Here is a 14,365-nt window from a genome sequence, read left to right as displayed (position 1 = left end):
ATCATGCCCCCGGACGGGGACGCTGAACGCCCGGATGCGTGGCGATGCCGTGGGCGATCTCGATCCCGCGGGCGGTGGCCGTGACGATGACGAACCCGTTGTGGTCCTCGGTCGAAACAAAGCCTTGCTCTTTGAGCCAATGCACTTCGGTCGTGACCTGGTCGCGGGTGTAGGTGATCCCGTAGGGGTGCATCAGCTGCGTCAACATCGAGACGTTCGAGGTGTAGCGCGGGGCCTCGTCGAGCAGGCGCAGAATGGTCAGGCGCGCGTGGGCCTGCAGCGTTTCGAGATAGCGGGTCACTTCCGGCCCTCCAGTAGGTGGTCTTCATGGCGCGTCACAACGCGCTCTAGTCGGGTCATGATTTCGCCTTGACCTTCGAGCATCACGCCAAGAGAGCGGATGTCGCCGGTCATGCGGGCCAGGGCCACGTCAAGCTTGTGAAAGTCTTCTTTGCTCGGCAGCGCCTCGACGCTGTTCTCTAGCTTGTCCACGCGCTTCACGACGGCATCGATCTTGGTGTCGCTTTCCTTGAAGCGCTTCTCGGTGTCTTTCTGCCGCGTGGCGAAGAACGTATAGATGCCGGATAACAGCGCCGAGAGGAAGGTGGCGACTGTGATCCAGAGTTTTATCGCTTCCTGTTCCACAGGTCTTCGATCCTCAGGGTATAAGGTGGTCATGGTCGGGGCAGGCCCCTGCGAATGCGGCATACCCAGCCTCAATCTCACTTTTGGTCACTTCGGTATCCGACCGCGAACGGGTCGGCAGGCTCTCGCCCCAGGCACGGCAAAGCGCCCCTGCGGTCGGGCCTGATGGCGCAGCGATAGACGCGCCATCAACGCTGGCGTCAGTCACGCCAACCAGCGTCTTTATACGGGCGCACCCCGCGGTCATGGTCAGTACGAGCAACATCAACACGGCGGCGGATTTCATCGGCGGCGTCCAAGTCTTTTTTGAGGGCTTTGTAGTCGCGGCGGGCAACAGCATCGCGGCGCAGGGTGGCGAGAAGGCCCGAAGCGATGACGGCCAAGGCCAGCCAGATCGCCGAGGGGGACGGGATCCAATTCAGGACCCGCGCCCACAGAGCTTTGAGAGACAGCATCAGCGGTCCCCCAGCTCCCATTTGCGCTTCCGCTCCAGATAGACGTAGGCCAGCACCGCACCGATCGCCATGAAGCCGATAATCGCGATGATCTGTGCCGTGCCGCTGAGCTGGGGGATCACAGTGAAGGCCGTAGCCGCGTTGCCGATGGCACCGCCCCCAATCGCTTGAACGGTCGTTGACTCGGTGATCGAGGTGCGGGGCATCTTGGCACGGCGGACACCCAGAAGGCGGTCACGCTTGAACCCTGCCTTGCTGACGGCGTTGCCCTGGTTGCCACCGATCAAGAGGATGTTGCCGTTGACGTCGATGCCTGCATAAAAGCCCACGTGGCCCTTCCAGCTGTCACGGCTTCCGCGCCACAGCACAACGATGTCACCGAACTCGGCATCTTCGAGCGCAACCTCTTCGCCCCACTTCAGGTAGGACCGTGCATCGAGCTTGCCGGTGCCCTTCATGCCCGCTTGGGCAAGGCACGAGCCAACAAAGGCCGCGCACCACGGGGTCTCGTCATCCTTGACCCAGCCGTGGCCCGAGGCCTCGTACATCTTCACGATTTCAGGATTGTGCTTGGCCCCTGGCCACTCCATCAGGCCGATATGGGCCTCTGCGATCTTGTATAGTGCCTGCATGGTCTGCGAGCTCCTGAGCCATGTTGAAATCTATATTCAAACGATGGGCTCAGGATGCTTCAGACAGGGAAATGGACACATCCGCTAGGGTTTGCGGGGTGGCCTATCAGATCAGGGAAAGTTGTCGCGGATCGGGACCTGCGCGGAGATACTTGCGCACGGTCACGTCAGTTGTGTGCAGTTTGCGGGCGATTTCCGCAACTGGCAAGCCCTTCGATGCGAAGACCTGCGCGATCCAGGGCTTCGCAGTGGGAACGCGCGCCGAGAGTTCCCCGGCGCGCGCTTGTAGTGCTTTGACGTTTTCGGCCCCGACCAGCGCCTCGACCTTGGACCGGCCGCGTGGGTTGGCAGGGAGATAGAGCTCTGCCCCGCCGAAGCTGAGCAGGAACTCCACGGCCATGTCTGGGCCTAAGACCTCGACATAAGCCGCGATGTGAGCAGGCGGACGCGGCGTTTTACTCATCGCCCCCTCCGCGCAGATGGCGACGGCCCTTGTGGCCGACGCGGGGGTGGTTGCGGCGGTACACCGTCACCACGCACTGGTTTTCGATACGATACACAAACGCATCAATCACAACTCCAACCGCACCCAGTGCCATGCCCCGATCGACGATGCGGCCGATCTCAGTGCGGCAGGCTTCCACGTCCACGCCCTTGACGCGTTCGAGGTAGCGCAGAACCGCATGATCAGAGACAGAGTGCACGGGCTTCTTCACTTGCGATGCTCCATGAAGTCGAAGTCCGCCTCGACCCGCGATGCCCATGCCTTGAGTGCCTGGACAACGTCATCGATCTGGATGCTGTCAGCCAGCATGTCGACATCCGCAGGAACAGAGCCCCAGTTCGCCTCGAAGCGGGTACGGATGAACTTGTTCAGACCTGTGCGGCTCGGGTCCTTCAGTGCCCCCGCCTCGCCAAGCTTTGACCAGAGCACATGGATCAGGCGCAGGTCAGCACGCTTCGCCTTGGGGTGGCGCTTGGCCTTGGGCTTGGCATCGGTGAAGCCGTCGCGCTTCAGGCGCGCAAGGACCTTCAGCATGTCGCCCTCGTCCATGTCCTTCAGGCTCTCTTTGCCGGTCTCGACCAGCTGCAGGGTGCGCCGAGCCTCGTTATCGAGGCCCAGCTGTTTGCAGCCGACGTGGATTTTACGCTGCAGAGATCCCGACATCAGTCCTGCTCCACGTAGGTCCAGCCTGCGGGGCTGACGCGGGTGACCTTGGCCGTGCTCAGCAGGACGGGGTAGCGGCCTGTGACCACACGGTCCCGCCCCTCTCCGCGATCCGACATGATCACGGTACCCTTGATCACGTTGGTCTCTTCCAAGAGCGTTGCCAGCGCGTCGATGTTCTCGACGTCGAAGTCGATCACTTCGAAGGATTTCAGAGGCGCGACGCGCGCGTCTTCTTCCAGGAATACTTGGGCACGTACAGTCATCAGTTTCCCTCCGGAGCAAAGCGCAGAATGTTGTGGCCGAGATGGGCCTCGAAGGCCCCGTCATAGCGACCAAAGCCGACCCCCCAGTCGGGGGCATGCCAGCGCGACCAGCTGATCAGACGCGACAAGCCGCGCTTCTTGGGCAACTTGGCCGCTGCGGGGCGTTCGACTTGGCGCAGGGTGTCTTCAGCCTCTGCCTGGTGCTGCGCGCAGCTATCGAGGTAAAGCGCCAGAGGGTTGTGTCCCATCTTGCGGGCGCAGTCTGCTGGCGTCTGTCCGGTGTGGCTACGCACCCCGACGGCAATGCCCATGTTGAAGAGCGTCCTCACCATGCGCAGATTGTTGAAAACCGCCGCGTAGTGGACCAGCGTCCAACCTTCGTTGTCGACATAGCGCAGGGTGTGCAGGGGCACATAGTCCCCTTTGTCGAGTGCATTGTAAGCGATCGAGAGCTTCATCGGTTCCATGGTTGCCTCCCTTATGCCTTGGCCAGATCGATGGTGATGGGCGACCACGGTGCAGTCTGGTCGGCCCGCTCGTAGCAGCGCACGTAGGTCTTTGAACCGACGACCCGCATCGCATCGCGGATCGCCTCCATGGCCTTCTTCCAGCGCGCATCGTCGATTTCGAGGCGCAGCAGCATGAAGACCTCGGCGCGGTTCACCTGCCCCGTTTTGTCGGTGTTGAACGCACGGGTGACGATCGTGCGCAGCTCGGGGCCTGCATCATTCGCCCACTCGTTCAGGCACTCGTCGATCAAGCCCTTTGCGACCTGCAGCTGCGGGCCGAAGTCGATGTGATCCTGCACCGCGACCTGCACCTTCATCAGGCCGTCGAACGACATGAACGTCTTGTTGCCTTTGGCCCCGCCTTTGGTGGTGCCGTATTCCTGTTCGAGGATGCCCTCGAAGGCGGTCAGATCGTCGAAGGTGTGCTCTTTGAACCGCGCGACCTGTTCGCTCAGGTCACGGGCGTACTTGATCACCTTGTGGACCGTCTCGTGTTCCAGAATGTCGGCAGGTTTGATGGTGGCGACGGGCTGCAGACGGCCTTTGCCATCGGCCAGATACTCAGTGCCGTCGATCATGGTGGCGTTGGGAGTAGTGCTATTCATCGTCATTTTAATGTTCCTTGAAATCACTGTTTCGCCAGTTCGAAGAGGTACTGCGTGAGCCCCTCCAGATGGCCGATCAGGGCGAGCTGCTCGGGGGTGCTGTAGAAGTCATCCCCCATCTGCCGCGCGACCGCGTCACGCCCCTTCTCTGTTTCGTAGAGTTTGGTCAGAACGGTCATCAGGCTCAGCTCATCCTCGACGATGCCAGTCACGATGTCGTCTTCGTCGAGGCTGATGTAGGCAGCGCGCTCAATGGACATGGCTGGCCCCTTTCTGGCTGGTGCTTTCGGGGGCGTCCTCATCCAGAACCGCATCGAACAGGTTGTCGGTCAGGACAGCGGTGATCACGCGGTCTGCGAGGTCCGTCGGGGTCATCCCCCGACGCTTTGCCTCTTTGCTGATGGCGAAGGCGTTCTTCTCTTTGATCCGAACGATCACCTGATCCGCGCGGGCGATGCCATGCGGGGTTTCGTCTATCGGCAAGCCGCGATCCTTGGTGACCTTGATCGCCCAATAGACCGTGCTGGCAGGGCACCCGAGCTGTTTCGCTATGCTGTTCGGGGTCATACCATCAAGATAAAGAAGCACCGCTTCCTCGCTCAAACCGCCAGTGCCATTGACGAACTTCTTGATCGGCTCCCCGTTCTTGCGCGCTTCGGTCAGGAACATCGAAATCGTGCCGGGCGTGTGGCCAAAGAACTTGGCAAGGATCTTCGGACGCACCCCAGCTTTCGCCAGTTCGATGATCCGCTCTTTGTCGTTCAAATTCTTACTCGTCATCGGTGCCTCCTTCGGTTTTGAGGAACAGTTTGCAGCCGTTGCATGCGCGGAACATCTGCACGTTCAGGGCATTGGCGTTCTGCAGCGACTTCGCCTTCTTGCGCCAACCGTGGCAGGCATCGAGCGCGATGCGCCCCAAACCTGGGCAGTCGACCTCGGCGCTCTCATAGGCCCCGCGATACAGATCGCTGATGCGGGCCAAATCGCCTGGGTATTTGTTCGCAAGTACGTTCGAGATCAGGGCGGCACTCAGCCCCAGCTTCGCGGCAACCTTGTTCTGGCTAGATGCGGCGCAGGCCTTGGCCAACCCCTCAACCCATGCCGGAAGATCAGCGCCCCATGCGGCCTGTGCCTTTTCAACGGGACCGCTCATGCCACACCCCCAACTGCGAAGGTGTGAATGATCTCACACGTGTTCTGGTCATAAACCACGCGCACCCGCTTCTCGATCGGGGGGAACACGCCGGTATTGCTGATCAGGGTGTAAACGGCCTCTTTAACGCCCGGCACTGCCTTGCGTTCGACCCGCAGATAGCCCCCTGCCAGAAGGAACTGGCAGTACTTGCGTGCTGCCTCGACGCTGACCTCAACCTTGGTGGTGTTGGAGTGCATCGCGACATCGGACGGGTTGAAGGTGCGCAGATGACGGATCGTGCGCCACATCAGCCCCTCGGGGGATGCCTCATCGTCTTTGATGATGCGGCCCTCGTTGTCGTACACCGGCGGAATGTCCATCTCGCCACCTTTGATCACCTCGAAGATGATCCGGTTCCGGACATTCTTGCGGCCGCTGTCTTTGACAAAGCCGTCTTTAACCCAGTCTTTAACGGCCTTCTGCACGTAGTTCATCGGGCGTTTGCTGTCAGCAGAGAGGTCGTTGTAGGTGAACTCTCCCATGACACGCGCAATGCCCCAGAGGCGGTCGCGTTGGATGCGCTTCTTTACATTAGCCATGATGCAGCAACTCCTGACGAACCTGCGGCGTCTGACCCGCGAAGAATGCACGGTTGCCCCACTCCTTTTTCCCGAGCGCCTTGACCCCTCGGATCGCCGCGATCTCGCGCGCCAACTCCAAGTTCTCGACGATCCGGCGGGCTGAGCCGCGGCTCGCACGCTTCATCTCGGCAATCAGTTCCGGAGACAGTTCCACCCCTGGGCAGCGGATTTCTTGAAGCAGCTCGAAGTCGCTATCGTCCGCAGGTTCCGCAGCCACCCAGCTCAAGATGCGACCGTGAACGCGCTCCCACTTGGCCAGCTTCTGAGGCAGTTGCTCTTCGCCGATCAGGATCACAGGCACCATCGAGCTCTCGTACAGGTCCCGTACGATCTCGATCATGTTTTTCTTAACGAGGAAGTCCGCCTCATCGATAATCAGAGGCCGCCGTGAGCGGGCAAGCGCCTCAGCAATCTGATCGACCATATCAGCAATCGATTTCTGAGGGGTCTGTCCCAGTTCTTTACAAATGGTCTGGCACAGCTTCTTCTGTGTCCAGACGGACTTGCACTGAACTGCGCACGCATCAACCTCGTTGGCAGAATAGAGGCTAGCCGTCGTTTTGCCGTATCCCGATGGGCCGTAAAAGCAGCCCATTCCCGGCAGACCAGCGCCACGCTCTTGAAGGCGATTGGCGAGGGTCAGAAAATTCGACACGTTGCGCAGCGGTGCAAGATTGCGACTCGCAGAATTATTGTTCATCTTCTCCATACTCATAATTTTTCTTGGTTATGATCTTAGGTGTCGTCAGAGCGGTCACTCTGGCGGCACCGCTTACCCAGCCGAGCCTGATTTGAAGGCTTGGTGGACTTTCTTCTCTGCCTTGTATTCGGCAGTTTCTTGGTAGCCTTTCAGCCACTCTTCCTCTTCCACCCCGACGGGGCTTCCGATTTCCATGCGGCGCTCAAGTTCGAGTGCCTGGTGAAAGCGGCCACGTGCACTATCCGCAACGTCGACTGCTTTCTCGGCCTGCTTTGCCGCAAACCGTTTTCTGAACTCCAAGAGGTTCTGCTCTTGGTCCGGTGTCGATGTCGGCGCCGGAAGGGGCCGCTCGCGTTTTGTTCCAAGTTTCCGCTCTTCGAGACGCTGGATCTCGTTGAGTTCGGCCAACTTGACCACCTTGCTTTCCAGCGTGACTTCCTCGCGTTTTGGAAGGTTGTTCAGATCGTCGGACAGCCCGCCAACAGACAGGGGCCGCAAAGACTTTGCTACGCGGCGCTGTTCACGCAGACGGCGTGAGTTTTCGCGTGCTGCAGACTGCGCCGATGCCAGATCGAAGAAGCCGGACTTGTCCTGGCACTCGGCATATCCAAGATACTCGCCTTCCAGGCTGTAGATGTAGACGCCCGCATGCAGATTCTCCGGATTGAACCGCGCCACAATCTTTTGGCCAGCCAGTTCGTTCATCCAGTCGGCCCAGTAGCCGTTCTTGTGCAGGGTCATCCGTCCATGTGTGGCATGCAGCTTGCGAACCTCAGCGGCCATCAGGCACAGGCGCAGCTGTTCTTCGGTGGCCTTACGGATCGGCGCTGCCTCGTAACTGGCGGCGAAGGTCTCATCGAAGCTGCGGCCTTGCGCGGCGTCAGTGCGGCGACCGACGCGAGCATTGTGTTCGGCAATGCCCTCAGCCACGACTTGGAGAAACAGCTCCAGATCGATCGCCTTAGACATATAGTTCTCTGGCTTCGCATCAGGCTTGTGACCGGTATATGCGCCGTGGAAGCGAGGATCTCGCGCGATGTCATCCGCAAAGTCACGGAAGCCCCGTTCAATCGGCTTGGCCTGACCATGTCCAGGCGTTGCCCAATGGATCTGGACGCCAAGCAGCGACAGAACACCAAGCGGCTCGTCCTCGGCGACCTTGAAACGGAAGCGCGTCGGGGCACCGCCCGTCAGCCACTTGTTTGCGAACTCTCGGCCGTTGTCGAAAAGGCAGTGCGTCGGGATGCCCCACTTCTCAAGCAGTTCCCGGAACGCCGACATCACTGCGACCTTGTTCGGGTCGACGTCCACCCGCCACGATAGGAACTTCCCAGAATAGAGGTCCTGAAACGCAACGATCTGGGGACGGATGGGTTTTTCAAAGCCCGGCCAGCTCACAAACACGTCGATCTTGTGGCAGTCAGCGTTGACGCCCTCCAAGGCACTCAGGGAAGAGCGGTCGCGGATTTGCGGCGGGAAGCAGCGCAGAAGCCCTTTCTCACCTTCCCGCATGAAGACACGGCTAATTCGAGGCACTGCGCGCTCGATCCATCGGCGCGCGGTAGTCTCGGTCAAGTACTTGACCCCCTCTGCTTTACACAGGCGCACCACACGTCGATAGCTCGATGCAAAGCTGCCGCCACCGATCCGAAGATAGTCAGCTTTCAACCACGTATAAAACTGGGTATCCGCTGCCGTCTTCTGGGTGCGATCCGCGCCCTTGCGGTTCATCGGAGCCAGATAGGCCAGCCAGTCTGCAGGGTCGACGTTGTCCACCAATGAAAACCAGTTCCAGATCGTCCGAGAGCTGATGCTGCGTTGCTCAGAGATGAAATCCACCGCCGCATTCTTAGCCATCGCGACAGCAAGGCTGTCGACCTCCTGAAGGATCTTCAAGCGCATCCGAGCCTTTAACTTCGAAGGCGTCGGGAGCCCGTCGAAATACTCCCACGCCTCATCACGAGACATCTTCTGGTCTTCAGAAGACGCGTCAGCCTTCGAGTGCGCCAGAAGCTGGCGTTGAGCGGCAACAGGGAACAAGCGCCAGTGATACTCCCAGCCGCCACCACGTCCCGAGCGTTTGCGCGCCAGCGCGGGCTGCGAGCGCCACTCTTCAGCCTTGATCACAGCCTCGACACCTTGCCGCGTCGTCGGCAGATCAGGCAGCGCGGCCCCTGCGATCTCGGAGGCAGTCCACCAGCTTTTCTGCAGATCAATCATCGCTGGCCTCTAAATCACTGAGCAGTTCGAGCAGCTCGACACGAGACTTCGTGACGAACGCCACCTTGGCCGATTTCGGCGCACGGGCCCATTGATCGACCAGCTTGACCAATGCGGTGTCACTGGCGTTCAGGGTGATGTCGCCACGCTCTTCGCGCTTGATGCTCGACAGCGCCTTTGCAGCGCTCTTTGCGCGGCCTTCGGATAGGGCGGCGACGATGTCGGTGCGGCGGGCTGGCGGCAGTTTGCCGATGACCTGCAGATCTGCCAGCGCAACCTGCTTCGGGGCAGCCCGAAGGCGGGCAACGTCTTCTTCGGACAACGCGGCACCTGCGGCAATCATCCGGCGCACATGGCGGTCCGTCATGCCGAATTTCTCGGCGGTCGCGGCGGCAAAAGATCGAACGGACCCCGTGTCCATTTGAAAGCTTGCACTGCGGCGATCACCGCCTTGCTTAGTCTCTGGGTGAAGCCGCTCGTATATCACCTTGCGGGTCGCAAGAAAAACAGCCGTATCCAGCGCGTTCATTTCTGATCCGGCAAGGTTGTCGTCGATCTCCATGATGCGGGCCCAATCGTCGGTGACATTGGTCCAGACCTTTGCCTCGATCTCGGCCCATTCCAGACGCTTTGCGGCTTCCAGACGGTGCCCACCGGCGATCAGGTAATACTTACCGTCCTTCTTCTTGCGCAGGTGAATGGCGTCCTTCATCACGCCGATCTCTTCAATCGACGCAATCAGGCTGGCAACGCCCGCCTCGGTCACTGGACGCAGGCGATCCTTGACCACAATCTCAACAACCGGAACGCGGTTGGTTTGCATCAAAGTGGGGGTAGTCATCGAATATAAACCTCAAGTGCTGCAGGCAGGCCAAAGGCCAGCCCGAAAAGGAAAAGCGCTACAATCAAAACGGTCAGGACGAAGCCCGCCAGCGTCGTCTCGAACCACTCATCCGACCGTTCAACAGCCTGTTGAAGACGGGTTTTGTGCCGTTGCCAGGCAGCAATCACCGCTTGGGGTGAAGGCGCTCGAAAAGTATCATCCGCCGAGCGACTCATCAGAGGAACACAATCAATGCAGTCCCCCATCGCGACATCGCCACTCTTCGGCGGCTTGCCGATACGATTAATCAAGACTTCCGACCTCAGCGCCGAATTGCTCTTGATATCGATCAGCTGTGGGACCACGCTTTGGCCGACACCTGCTCCCGATGACGCTGAATGGCGCGACATAATCAGTGATCTCCTGCCCGAGCAGATGGAAACGCTTGGGAATGGTGCGTGGCTTGATCGCCATTCTGAGCGGTCACGTGCGGCGCTCGGCATGCGTGCGGAATTTCTTCGGCAGCAGATTGAGGGGTTGCCTGAGACAGAGCGCGAAGGATGGCGTCTGGCACCGTTTGATTGGCGTGAACGTATGCTGCGGATACTTTCCGAAGATGATCTTCCCCCTCTGTACCAGTTACCGGTGCAATCCAGTGAAGACGACCGTCAACGATAAGTGCTGGATGCCAGACGCCGTCTGATGGCGTAAGAACATTCGCTGCGAAGACTTCGGAAGTAGCCTCCACGCCTGGACGCGGGATGTCAGACGGCCACTCCAGTTCTTCGGGCCAGTTGTCGCTGAACCATGACATTAGCTTGGACGCGGTTCTCGTCCGACAATCATAGCCTTTTTCAATCATGTTCTTGAAAAAGTCGCCCTTACCAAGTGCGCGCATCGAGATCGCATAGTGTGTCACACCAAGATATGCGGCCATCTCTTCAGCTAGATAAATCAGTGTCTCTCGCTGAGTTCTCCCACTGCTCATCTCTTTAGGCACCGTGTGCGGGATCGGTTCAAGATTTGTGTCTGCAATGGCGGCTTCTTCCGAAACATCGGCTTTCAATTCCGGACAGATCAACAGAGCGAACTTCCGACGGAAATCTCTTACCAGTTCCATCATGCTGCTGCCTTCTTGGCAGCCGAGGGGCGCTCAATGCCCTCAGGCCAATCCAAATCAGAAGGCCAGTTCTCACTAAACCAATTCATCAGGCGTGCAGCAGTGCGGAAGGTGCAGCTTCCGCCTTCTTGAAGTCTGTTGAAGAACTTTCCGTCATTTGCTGCGTACACCGAAACGGTCGAGAGGCTCAATTCGCGGTGCTTGCTGAGCATGTTCGCAAGCGTGATCAGGTCATCCAGTTTCATGTCTCATCCTTAGGCTTCGCTTCGCTCAATATGGGCGATTACCCAAATATGTATTTGGTCTTTTACCCGACTGTCAATAAGTTTTTTAAGCGGGTAATATCCCAAACTATGACTCGCGATTTTTCCTTTTCTGATCTTGTTCAGACTCGCCTAGATGAACTGGGAGAGACCCCTCATGCTGCCGCCATCAGATCGGGAGTGCCCTATGAGAAGTTTCGCAGTGTGCTGAGAAGAGATGCTCGGCGGGTTGAGCCTAAGCTCGGGACCGTCAAAGCAATTTGCGATGCTTTGAATCTGGATTTTCATATCGGCCCGCCTCGGGACACCGGCCCGATCGAACAGATCCAGATCGCAGGCGACGCCTACGCCCACATACCGGTGCACGATGCGACGCTCTCGGCCGGTGGTGGCTTCAACAACGGCGATAGCGTCGTGGTCGATCATCTCGCCTTTAAAAAAGAATGGCTGCGCAAGATCTCGGTCGCCCCTTCGAACGCCGTGCTGGCCCGCATCGATGCCGGGCAACTGGGGCAAAGCATGATGCCAACGATCCATCCAGGCGACATGGTCCTGATCGATACATCCAAGCGCGAGATCCCGATCAGCGCTTCGGACTACAAAGCCCGCAAGGCCCCGATCTATGCCTTCAGCACCGACGAGGGCGCCCGCGTAAAACGCCTTTCAATGGTCGGGGACATCATTGCGTTGATCTCGGACAATCCAGACTTCGCGCCCGAGCTGCTCGCCCGAAATGCCTGGGCTTCGTCGAACGTAATCGGCAAAGTCGTCTGGTGGGGCCACACGGTCAAAGACTGATCTGAACCCAAAAATCTCTTGCATGTTCGGCGGCGGCCGCGAAATTGCCGCCAGACAGCAACGAATTGAAATCTCTACGATTTTCCAAACATGCAAGAGCTCGCCATAACTTGCGGCTCTATTTGCATGTTCCGATGGCCGAAAGGCACAAAAAAACCGCCTTAAATGGCGGTGCAAACGGCTATTTAACCAATGTTGAACAGCACTTAGCTATTTTGCCCCTGAGGACGCCTCTGACGGCCTCCATGGACGCTGATGCCCTCTAAAACAGCTTCACTGCAAGTCACCACGATAAGCCGCCAATCGTCACCACCATCCTTGCAAGCGCCTGTTTTCATTGGTGATCCCACTTCTTCCCGTGTCCTCTCACCTCTTCCCGCTTCACTGCAGATATGTGTGTCTCCTAACACTCGGTGTTCAAACAGGTAGATGCCCTGCCATGTTCCCAGCGCCAGCCGCCCACCAATCACAGGAATCGTCAATGAAATCGGTAGGATAGAGGCTTTGATATGCGCGGGCATGTCATCTGGGCCCTCGTAAGTGTGGGTCAGATAGGACATCGCCGGATCGGTCGAGGGCGGCACGAGGCGCGAGAAGTAATTGACCAGATCCACTTTCACTTCGGGGTCGGCATTTTCCTGGATCAGCAAGCTGGCCGAGGTGTGCCGGATGAACAGGGTCAGCACCCCGTCGCCGCGCACCCAATCAGCGACATCGCGGGTGAATTCGTAGATGCCCTGACCGCGGGTCGAAATGGTAAAGGTGGTGTGCATGGCGTGTTCTGCTCTTTTCTAGGGTCTGCGTAGCGTACCCTGCCGCGCGCCGCCCGTCACGGCCCAACCCCTTGATCCAGCGGCCAAAGCGGATGCCAGCTCGCGTATGGTTTACGTATGGCTCACGTCATGACGTGGCTCGCGCCAACGTGACCTTGGACCGCGCGCCGGATTTGGAACGATCCCGCGCGGCTCCCGTTGAGCCAGCGACGCGGCTGCGGCCTCGAATTTGAATACTTTATAGGAGATTACCATGACCCGCTTTACCGGAAAAACCGTCATCGTGACCGGCGCCTCTTCGGGGATCGGCGCGGCAACTGCCCGCCGCTTTGGCCGCGAAGGCGCGAATGTCGTGCTTGTGTCCCGCAGCGAGGACAAGCTGAAGGACGTGGCCAAGGACATCCCGAACAGCACAGTCGTCGTAGCCGATGTCAGTCAGCAAGAGGGCGCGGACAAGATCGCCCAAGGCGCGCTCGACGCTTATGGCCAGATCGACGTGTTGGTGAACAACGCGGGCACCGCGGTCACGGGCAGCATCGACGATGTCACCCCCGATGACTGGCACAAGGTCATCGAGACCGACCTGACCAGCGCCTATCTGGTCACCAAGGCTGCGTGGTCCGCGCTGAAAGAGTCCAAGGGCAATGTGGTCATGACCAGTTCTGTGTCGGGGATTGGCGGCGATTGGAACATGTTTGCCTATAACGCGGCCAAAGGCGGCGTCACCAACCTGACCCGCGCGCTGGCCTTGGACGCCCGCAACAGCGGCGTGCGTGTGAATGCGGTGAACCCCTCGCTGACCCGCTCCGAGATGACGTCCAACATCATGGACAACGATACCAAGATGCAGAAATTCATGGAACGTATCCCCTTGGGCCGTCCCGCAGAGCCCGAGGACATCGCGGACGTCATCGCCTTTCTGGCCTCTGATGATGCGCGGTTCGTCAACGGCGTGAACCTGCCCGTGGATGGCGGCTTGTCCGCCAGCAACGGGCAACCGCCGCAAGCGTAAGCGGCGGCAAGACGTGCAAAGGGCGCCCCATGGGCGCCCTTTTCCGTTTGGTTGATCAGCAGCCGCAGGACTTTTGCGCGGCAAGGTGCGCCTTGGCTTGGGGCGACAGGGACACGGTGTCTGTCGCGGGGGCTGGCGCCTTGGCTTCGGGGGCGGCTTGAGCCCCTGAACTGGCCGCCGGGGCGACCTGCGCCGCCATGGCGCTGCTGGCAGATGAAACGTTCATCGGTGCTCCCTCTTCACAGGTTGCTTGGACAGACCACGCAAGGGCCGCACCGAATGGATGCGGTTCATCGCGCGGTCCTGACCTGACCAACGACGTCTGTGCAAAAACTGTTAAGAGGCCGCCGTGGTCGCGTTCGCTTCCATGCGGGCTTTGGCTTCGGGCGACAGGGACACAGTGTCGGTCAGGCGCTCTGTCGGGGTCTTTTGCTCGCGGACCTCTTCGACTTTCTCGGGTTTGTTCACAGCCGCAATCTGGTCAGAGCCGATCGTGTTGCTTGGCGAGATTTCCATCAGAGTATCCTCCCTTGGATATTAGGATCGGAGCGCAGCGCTTGCCCTTTGAGGAGGTCCCTCCCCGTAAAAAGCATGCGCAAA

26 protein-coding genes are annotated in these 14,365 nt (G+C 59.3%); 2 read left to right on the top strand and 24 right to left on the bottom strand.

Translation table 11 applies throughout. The annotated features are described in order from the left end of the window. Position 1: 1 nt before the first annotated feature. The 21 genes from N4A58_RS06100 to N4A58_RS06000 all read right to left on the bottom strand — a co-directional run bounded on the left by N4A58_RS06100 (position 2) and on the right by N4A58_RS06000 (position 11,164). Positions 2 to 301, bottom strand: a complete 300-nt coding sequence (locus N4A58_RS06100) for a hypothetical protein (protein WP_293708387.1) — start codon at positions 299 to 301, stop codon at positions 2 to 4. Further along, on the bottom strand, positions 298 to 645 hold the full coding sequence (locus N4A58_RS06095) for a DUF2730 family protein (protein WP_293708386.1): 348 nt from the start codon (positions 643 to 645) through the stop codon (positions 298 to 300). The genes N4A58_RS06100 and N4A58_RS06095 overlap by 4 nt, the downstream gene beginning before the upstream one ends. A gap of 13 nt (positions 646 to 658) precedes the next feature. Continuing rightward, positions 659 to 853, bottom strand: coding sequence for a hypothetical protein (locus tag N4A58_RS06090; RefSeq protein WP_293708385.1), 195 nt, complete (start codon positions 851 to 853; stop codon positions 659 to 661). After that, a complete protein-coding gene (locus N4A58_RS06085) occupies positions 846 to 1,100 on the bottom strand; it encodes a hypothetical protein (protein ID WP_293708384.1) in 255 nt (84 codons plus the stop codon). The genes N4A58_RS06090 and N4A58_RS06085 overlap by 8 nt, the downstream gene beginning before the upstream one ends. Next, positions 1,100 to 1,732 carry a TIGR02594 family protein gene (locus tag N4A58_RS06080; protein WP_293708383.1) on the bottom strand — a complete coding sequence of 211 codons (633 nt, stop codon included), beginning with the start codon at positions 1,730 to 1,732 and terminating at the stop codon, positions 1,100 to 1,102. Before N4A58_RS06080 ends, N4A58_RS06085 begins: the two co-directional genes overlap by 1 nt. 106 nt (positions 1,733 to 1,838) lie before the next feature. Next, positions 1,839 to 2,195, bottom strand: a complete 357-nt coding sequence (locus tag N4A58_RS06075) for a helix-turn-helix domain-containing protein (protein ID WP_293708382.1) — start codon at positions 2,193 to 2,195, stop codon at positions 1,839 to 1,841. Then, positions 2,188 to 2,448 (bottom strand): hypothetical protein, encoded by a 261-nt coding sequence (locus N4A58_RS06070; RefSeq protein WP_293708381.1) that lies wholly within the window; start codon positions 2,446 to 2,448, stop codon positions 2,188 to 2,190. The genes N4A58_RS06075 and N4A58_RS06070 overlap by 8 nt, the downstream gene beginning before the upstream one ends. Beyond that, positions 2,445 to 2,900, bottom strand: a complete 456-nt coding sequence (locus N4A58_RS06065) for a gp16 family protein (RefSeq protein ID WP_293708380.1) — start codon at positions 2,898 to 2,900, stop codon at positions 2,445 to 2,447. The genes N4A58_RS06070 and N4A58_RS06065 overlap by 4 nt, the downstream gene beginning before the upstream one ends. Continuing rightward, positions 2,900 to 3,166, bottom strand: coding sequence for a hypothetical protein (locus tag N4A58_RS06060; RefSeq protein ID WP_293708379.1), 267 nt, complete (start codon positions 3,164 to 3,166; stop codon positions 2,900 to 2,902). Before N4A58_RS06060 ends, N4A58_RS06065 begins: the two co-directional genes overlap by 1 nt. Next, complete coding sequence (locus N4A58_RS06055) at positions 3,166 to 3,633, bottom strand: ankyrin repeat domain-containing protein (protein ID WP_293708378.1); 468 nt, start codon at positions 3,631 to 3,633, stop codon at positions 3,166 to 3,168. The genes N4A58_RS06060 and N4A58_RS06055 overlap by 1 nt, the downstream gene beginning before the upstream one ends. A gap of 11 nt (positions 3,634 to 3,644) precedes the next feature. After that, positions 3,645 to 4,286: a DUF3164 family protein gene (locus tag N4A58_RS06050; RefSeq protein ID WP_293708377.1), complete on the bottom strand. Its 642-nt coding sequence runs from the start codon at positions 4,284 to 4,286 to the stop codon at positions 3,645 to 3,647. Between the two features lie 17 nt (positions 4,287 to 4,303). After that, positions 4,304 to 4,540 (bottom strand): hypothetical protein, encoded by a 237-nt coding sequence (locus N4A58_RS06045; RefSeq protein ID WP_293708376.1) that lies wholly within the window; start codon positions 4,538 to 4,540, stop codon positions 4,304 to 4,306. After that, the gene (locus N4A58_RS06040) at positions 4,530 to 5,060 is read right to left on the bottom strand and encodes a helix-turn-helix domain-containing protein (RefSeq protein ID WP_293708375.1); all 531 of its coding nucleotides are present in this window, start codon (positions 5,058 to 5,060) and stop codon (positions 4,530 to 4,532) included. The genes N4A58_RS06045 and N4A58_RS06040 overlap by 11 nt, the downstream gene beginning before the upstream one ends. Next, positions 5,050 to 5,433, bottom strand: coding sequence for a hypothetical protein (locus tag N4A58_RS06035; RefSeq protein WP_293708374.1), 384 nt, complete (start codon positions 5,431 to 5,433; stop codon positions 5,050 to 5,052). Before N4A58_RS06035 ends, N4A58_RS06040 begins: the two co-directional genes overlap by 11 nt. Further along, positions 5,430 to 6,014 (bottom strand): hypothetical protein, encoded by a 585-nt coding sequence (locus N4A58_RS06030; RefSeq protein ID WP_293708373.1) that lies wholly within the window; start codon positions 6,012 to 6,014, stop codon positions 5,430 to 5,432. Before N4A58_RS06030 ends, N4A58_RS06035 begins: the two co-directional genes overlap by 4 nt. After that, complete coding sequence (locus tag N4A58_RS06025; protein WP_293708372.1) at positions 6,007 to 6,771, bottom strand: AAA family ATPase; 765 nt, start codon at positions 6,769 to 6,771, stop codon at positions 6,007 to 6,009. Before N4A58_RS06025 ends, N4A58_RS06030 begins: the two co-directional genes overlap by 8 nt. Before the next feature lie 57 nt (positions 6,772 to 6,828). Then, the gene (locus N4A58_RS06020) at positions 6,829 to 8,976 is read right to left on the bottom strand and encodes a transposase domain-containing protein (protein WP_293708371.1); all 2,148 of its coding nucleotides are present in this window, start codon (positions 8,974 to 8,976) and stop codon (positions 6,829 to 6,831) included. After that, a complete protein-coding gene (locus tag N4A58_RS06015) occupies positions 8,969 to 9,817 on the bottom strand; it encodes a ParB N-terminal domain-containing protein (protein WP_293708370.1) in 849 nt (282 codons plus the stop codon). Before N4A58_RS06015 ends, N4A58_RS06020 begins: the two co-directional genes overlap by 8 nt. Further along, positions 9,814 to 10,209, bottom strand: a complete 396-nt coding sequence (locus tag N4A58_RS06010; protein ID WP_293708369.1) for a hypothetical protein — start codon at positions 10,207 to 10,209, stop codon at positions 9,814 to 9,816. The genes N4A58_RS06015 and N4A58_RS06010 overlap by 4 nt, the downstream gene beginning before the upstream one ends. A gap of 2 nt (positions 10,210 to 10,211) precedes the next feature. Beyond that, positions 10,212 to 10,922 carry a hypothetical protein gene (locus N4A58_RS06005; protein WP_293708368.1) on the bottom strand — a complete coding sequence of 237 codons (711 nt, stop codon included), beginning with the start codon at positions 10,920 to 10,922 and terminating at the stop codon, positions 10,212 to 10,214. Further along, positions 10,919 to 11,164: a hypothetical protein gene (locus N4A58_RS06000; RefSeq protein ID WP_293708367.1), complete on the bottom strand. Its 246-nt coding sequence runs from the start codon at positions 11,162 to 11,164 to the stop codon at positions 10,919 to 10,921. The genes N4A58_RS06005 and N4A58_RS06000 overlap by 4 nt, the downstream gene beginning before the upstream one ends. Before the next feature lie 222 nt (positions 11,165 to 11,386). Between N4A58_RS06000 and N4A58_RS05995 the strand changes: the two genes are divergently transcribed. Continuing rightward, a complete protein-coding gene (locus N4A58_RS05995; RefSeq protein WP_293708366.1) occupies positions 11,387 to 11,980 on the top strand; it encodes a S24 family peptidase in 594 nt (197 codons plus the stop codon). A 206-nt stretch (positions 11,981 to 12,186) separates the two neighbouring features. Here the strand turns inward: N4A58_RS05995 and N4A58_RS05990 are convergent, their stop codons facing one another. Beyond that, positions 12,187 to 12,753, bottom strand: a complete 567-nt coding sequence (locus N4A58_RS05990; RefSeq protein WP_293708365.1) for a secondary thiamine-phosphate synthase enzyme YjbQ — start codon at positions 12,751 to 12,753, stop codon at positions 12,187 to 12,189. Between the two features lie 253 nt (positions 12,754 to 13,006). Here N4A58_RS05990 and N4A58_RS05985 point away from each other — a divergent pair, with 253 nt between their 5' ends. Next, a complete protein-coding gene (locus N4A58_RS05985) occupies positions 13,007 to 13,765 on the top strand; it encodes an SDR family NAD(P)-dependent oxidoreductase (RefSeq protein ID WP_293708364.1) in 759 nt (252 codons plus the stop codon). Between the two features lie 55 nt (positions 13,766 to 13,820). Here N4A58_RS05985 and N4A58_RS05980 read toward each other — a convergent pair whose 3' ends face one another. Continuing rightward, on the bottom strand, positions 13,821 to 13,991 hold the full coding sequence (locus N4A58_RS05980) for a hypothetical protein (protein WP_293708363.1): 171 nt from the start codon (positions 13,989 to 13,991) through the stop codon (positions 13,821 to 13,823). Positions 13,992 to 14,101: 110 nt separating this feature from the next. Next, positions 14,102 to 14,281 (bottom strand): hypothetical protein, encoded by a 180-nt coding sequence (locus N4A58_RS05975; RefSeq protein ID WP_293708362.1) that lies wholly within the window; start codon positions 14,279 to 14,281, stop codon positions 14,102 to 14,104. Positions 14,282 to 14,365 lie beyond the last annotated feature (84 nt).

Origin of the sequence: Donghicola sp. (genome assembly GCF_025210255.1) — a bacterium.
In the GTDB taxonomy this organism is placed as follows: Bacteria; Pseudomonadota; Alphaproteobacteria; order Rhodobacterales; family Rhodobacteraceae; genus Donghicola; species Donghicola eburneus.
This window is presented reverse-complemented; position numbering and strand designations above follow the sequence as displayed.

Bases quoted from the DNA above. Each gene is read 5' to 3' on its own strand.
- N4A58_RS06085 (WP_293708384.1), bottom strand. From the start codon at position 1,100: ATGCTGTCTCTCAAAGCTCTGTGGGCGCGGGTCCTGAATTGGATCCCG.
- N4A58_RS06080 (WP_293708383.1), bottom strand. From the start codon at position 1,732: ATGCAGGCACTATACAAGATCGCAGAGGCCCATATCGGCCTGATGGAG.
- N4A58_RS06075 (WP_293708382.1), bottom strand. From the start codon at position 2,195: ATGAGTAAAACGCCGCGTCCGCCTGCTCACATCGCGGCTTATGTCGAG.
- N4A58_RS06065 (WP_293708380.1), bottom strand. From the start codon at position 2,900: ATGTCGGGATCTCTGCAGCGTAAAATCCACGTCGGCTGCAAACAGCTG.
- N4A58_RS06060 (WP_293708379.1), bottom strand. From the start codon at position 3,166: ATGACTGTACGTGCCCAAGTATTCCTGGAAGAAGACGCGCGCGTCGCG.
- N4A58_RS06055 (WP_293708378.1), bottom strand. From the start codon at position 3,633: ATGGAACCGATGAAGCTCTCGATCGCTTACAATGCACTCGACAAAGGG.
- N4A58_RS06050 (WP_293708377.1), bottom strand. From the start codon at position 4,286: ATGACGATGAATAGCACTACTCCCAACGCCACCATGATCGACGGCACT.
- N4A58_RS06045 (WP_293708376.1), bottom strand. From the start codon at position 4,540: ATGTCCATTGAGCGCGCTGCCTACATCAGCCTCGACGAAGACGACATC.
- N4A58_RS06040 (WP_293708375.1), bottom strand. From the start codon at position 5,060: ATGACGAGTAAGAATTTGAACGACAAAGAGCGGATCATCGAACTGGCG.
- N4A58_RS06035 (WP_293708374.1), bottom strand. From the start codon at position 5,433: ATGAGCGGTCCCGTTGAAAAGGCACAGGCCGCATGGGGCGCTGATCTT.
- N4A58_RS06030 (WP_293708373.1), bottom strand. From the start codon at position 6,014: ATGGCTAATGTAAAGAAGCGCATCCAACGCGACCGCCTCTGGGGCATT.
- N4A58_RS06025 (WP_293708372.1), bottom strand. From the start codon at position 6,771: ATGAGTATGGAGAAGATGAACAATAATTCTGCGAGTCGCAATCTTGCA.
- N4A58_RS06020 (WP_293708371.1), bottom strand. From the start codon at position 8,976: ATGATTGATCTGCAGAAAAGCTGGTGGACTGCCTCCGAGATCGCAGGG.
- N4A58_RS06015 (WP_293708370.1), bottom strand. From the start codon at position 9,817: ATGACTACCCCCACTTTGATGCAAACCAACCGCGTTCCGGTTGTTGAG.
- N4A58_RS06010 (WP_293708369.1), bottom strand. From the start codon at position 10,209: ATGTCGCGCCATTCAGCGTCATCGGGAGCAGGTGTCGGCCAAAGCGTG.
- N4A58_RS06005 (WP_293708368.1), bottom strand. From the start codon at position 10,922: ATGATGGAACTGGTAAGAGATTTCCGTCGGAAGTTCGCTCTGTTGATC.
- N4A58_RS06000 (WP_293708367.1), bottom strand. From the start codon at position 11,164: ATGAAACTGGATGACCTGATCACGCTTGCGAACATGCTCAGCAAGCAC.
- N4A58_RS05990 (WP_293708365.1), bottom strand. From the start codon at position 12,753: ATGCACACCACCTTTACCATTTCGACCCGCGGTCAGGGCATCTACGAA.
- N4A58_RS05985 (WP_293708364.1), top strand. From the start codon at position 13,007: ATGACCCGCTTTACCGGAAAAACCGTCATCGTGACCGGCGCCTCTTCG.
- N4A58_RS05980 (WP_293708363.1), bottom strand. From the start codon at position 13,991: ATGAACGTTTCATCTGCCAGCAGCGCCATGGCGGCGCAGGTCGCCCCG.
- N4A58_RS05975 (WP_293708362.1), bottom strand. From the start codon at position 14,281: ATGGAAATCTCGCCAAGCAACACGATCGGCTCTGACCAGATTGCGGCT.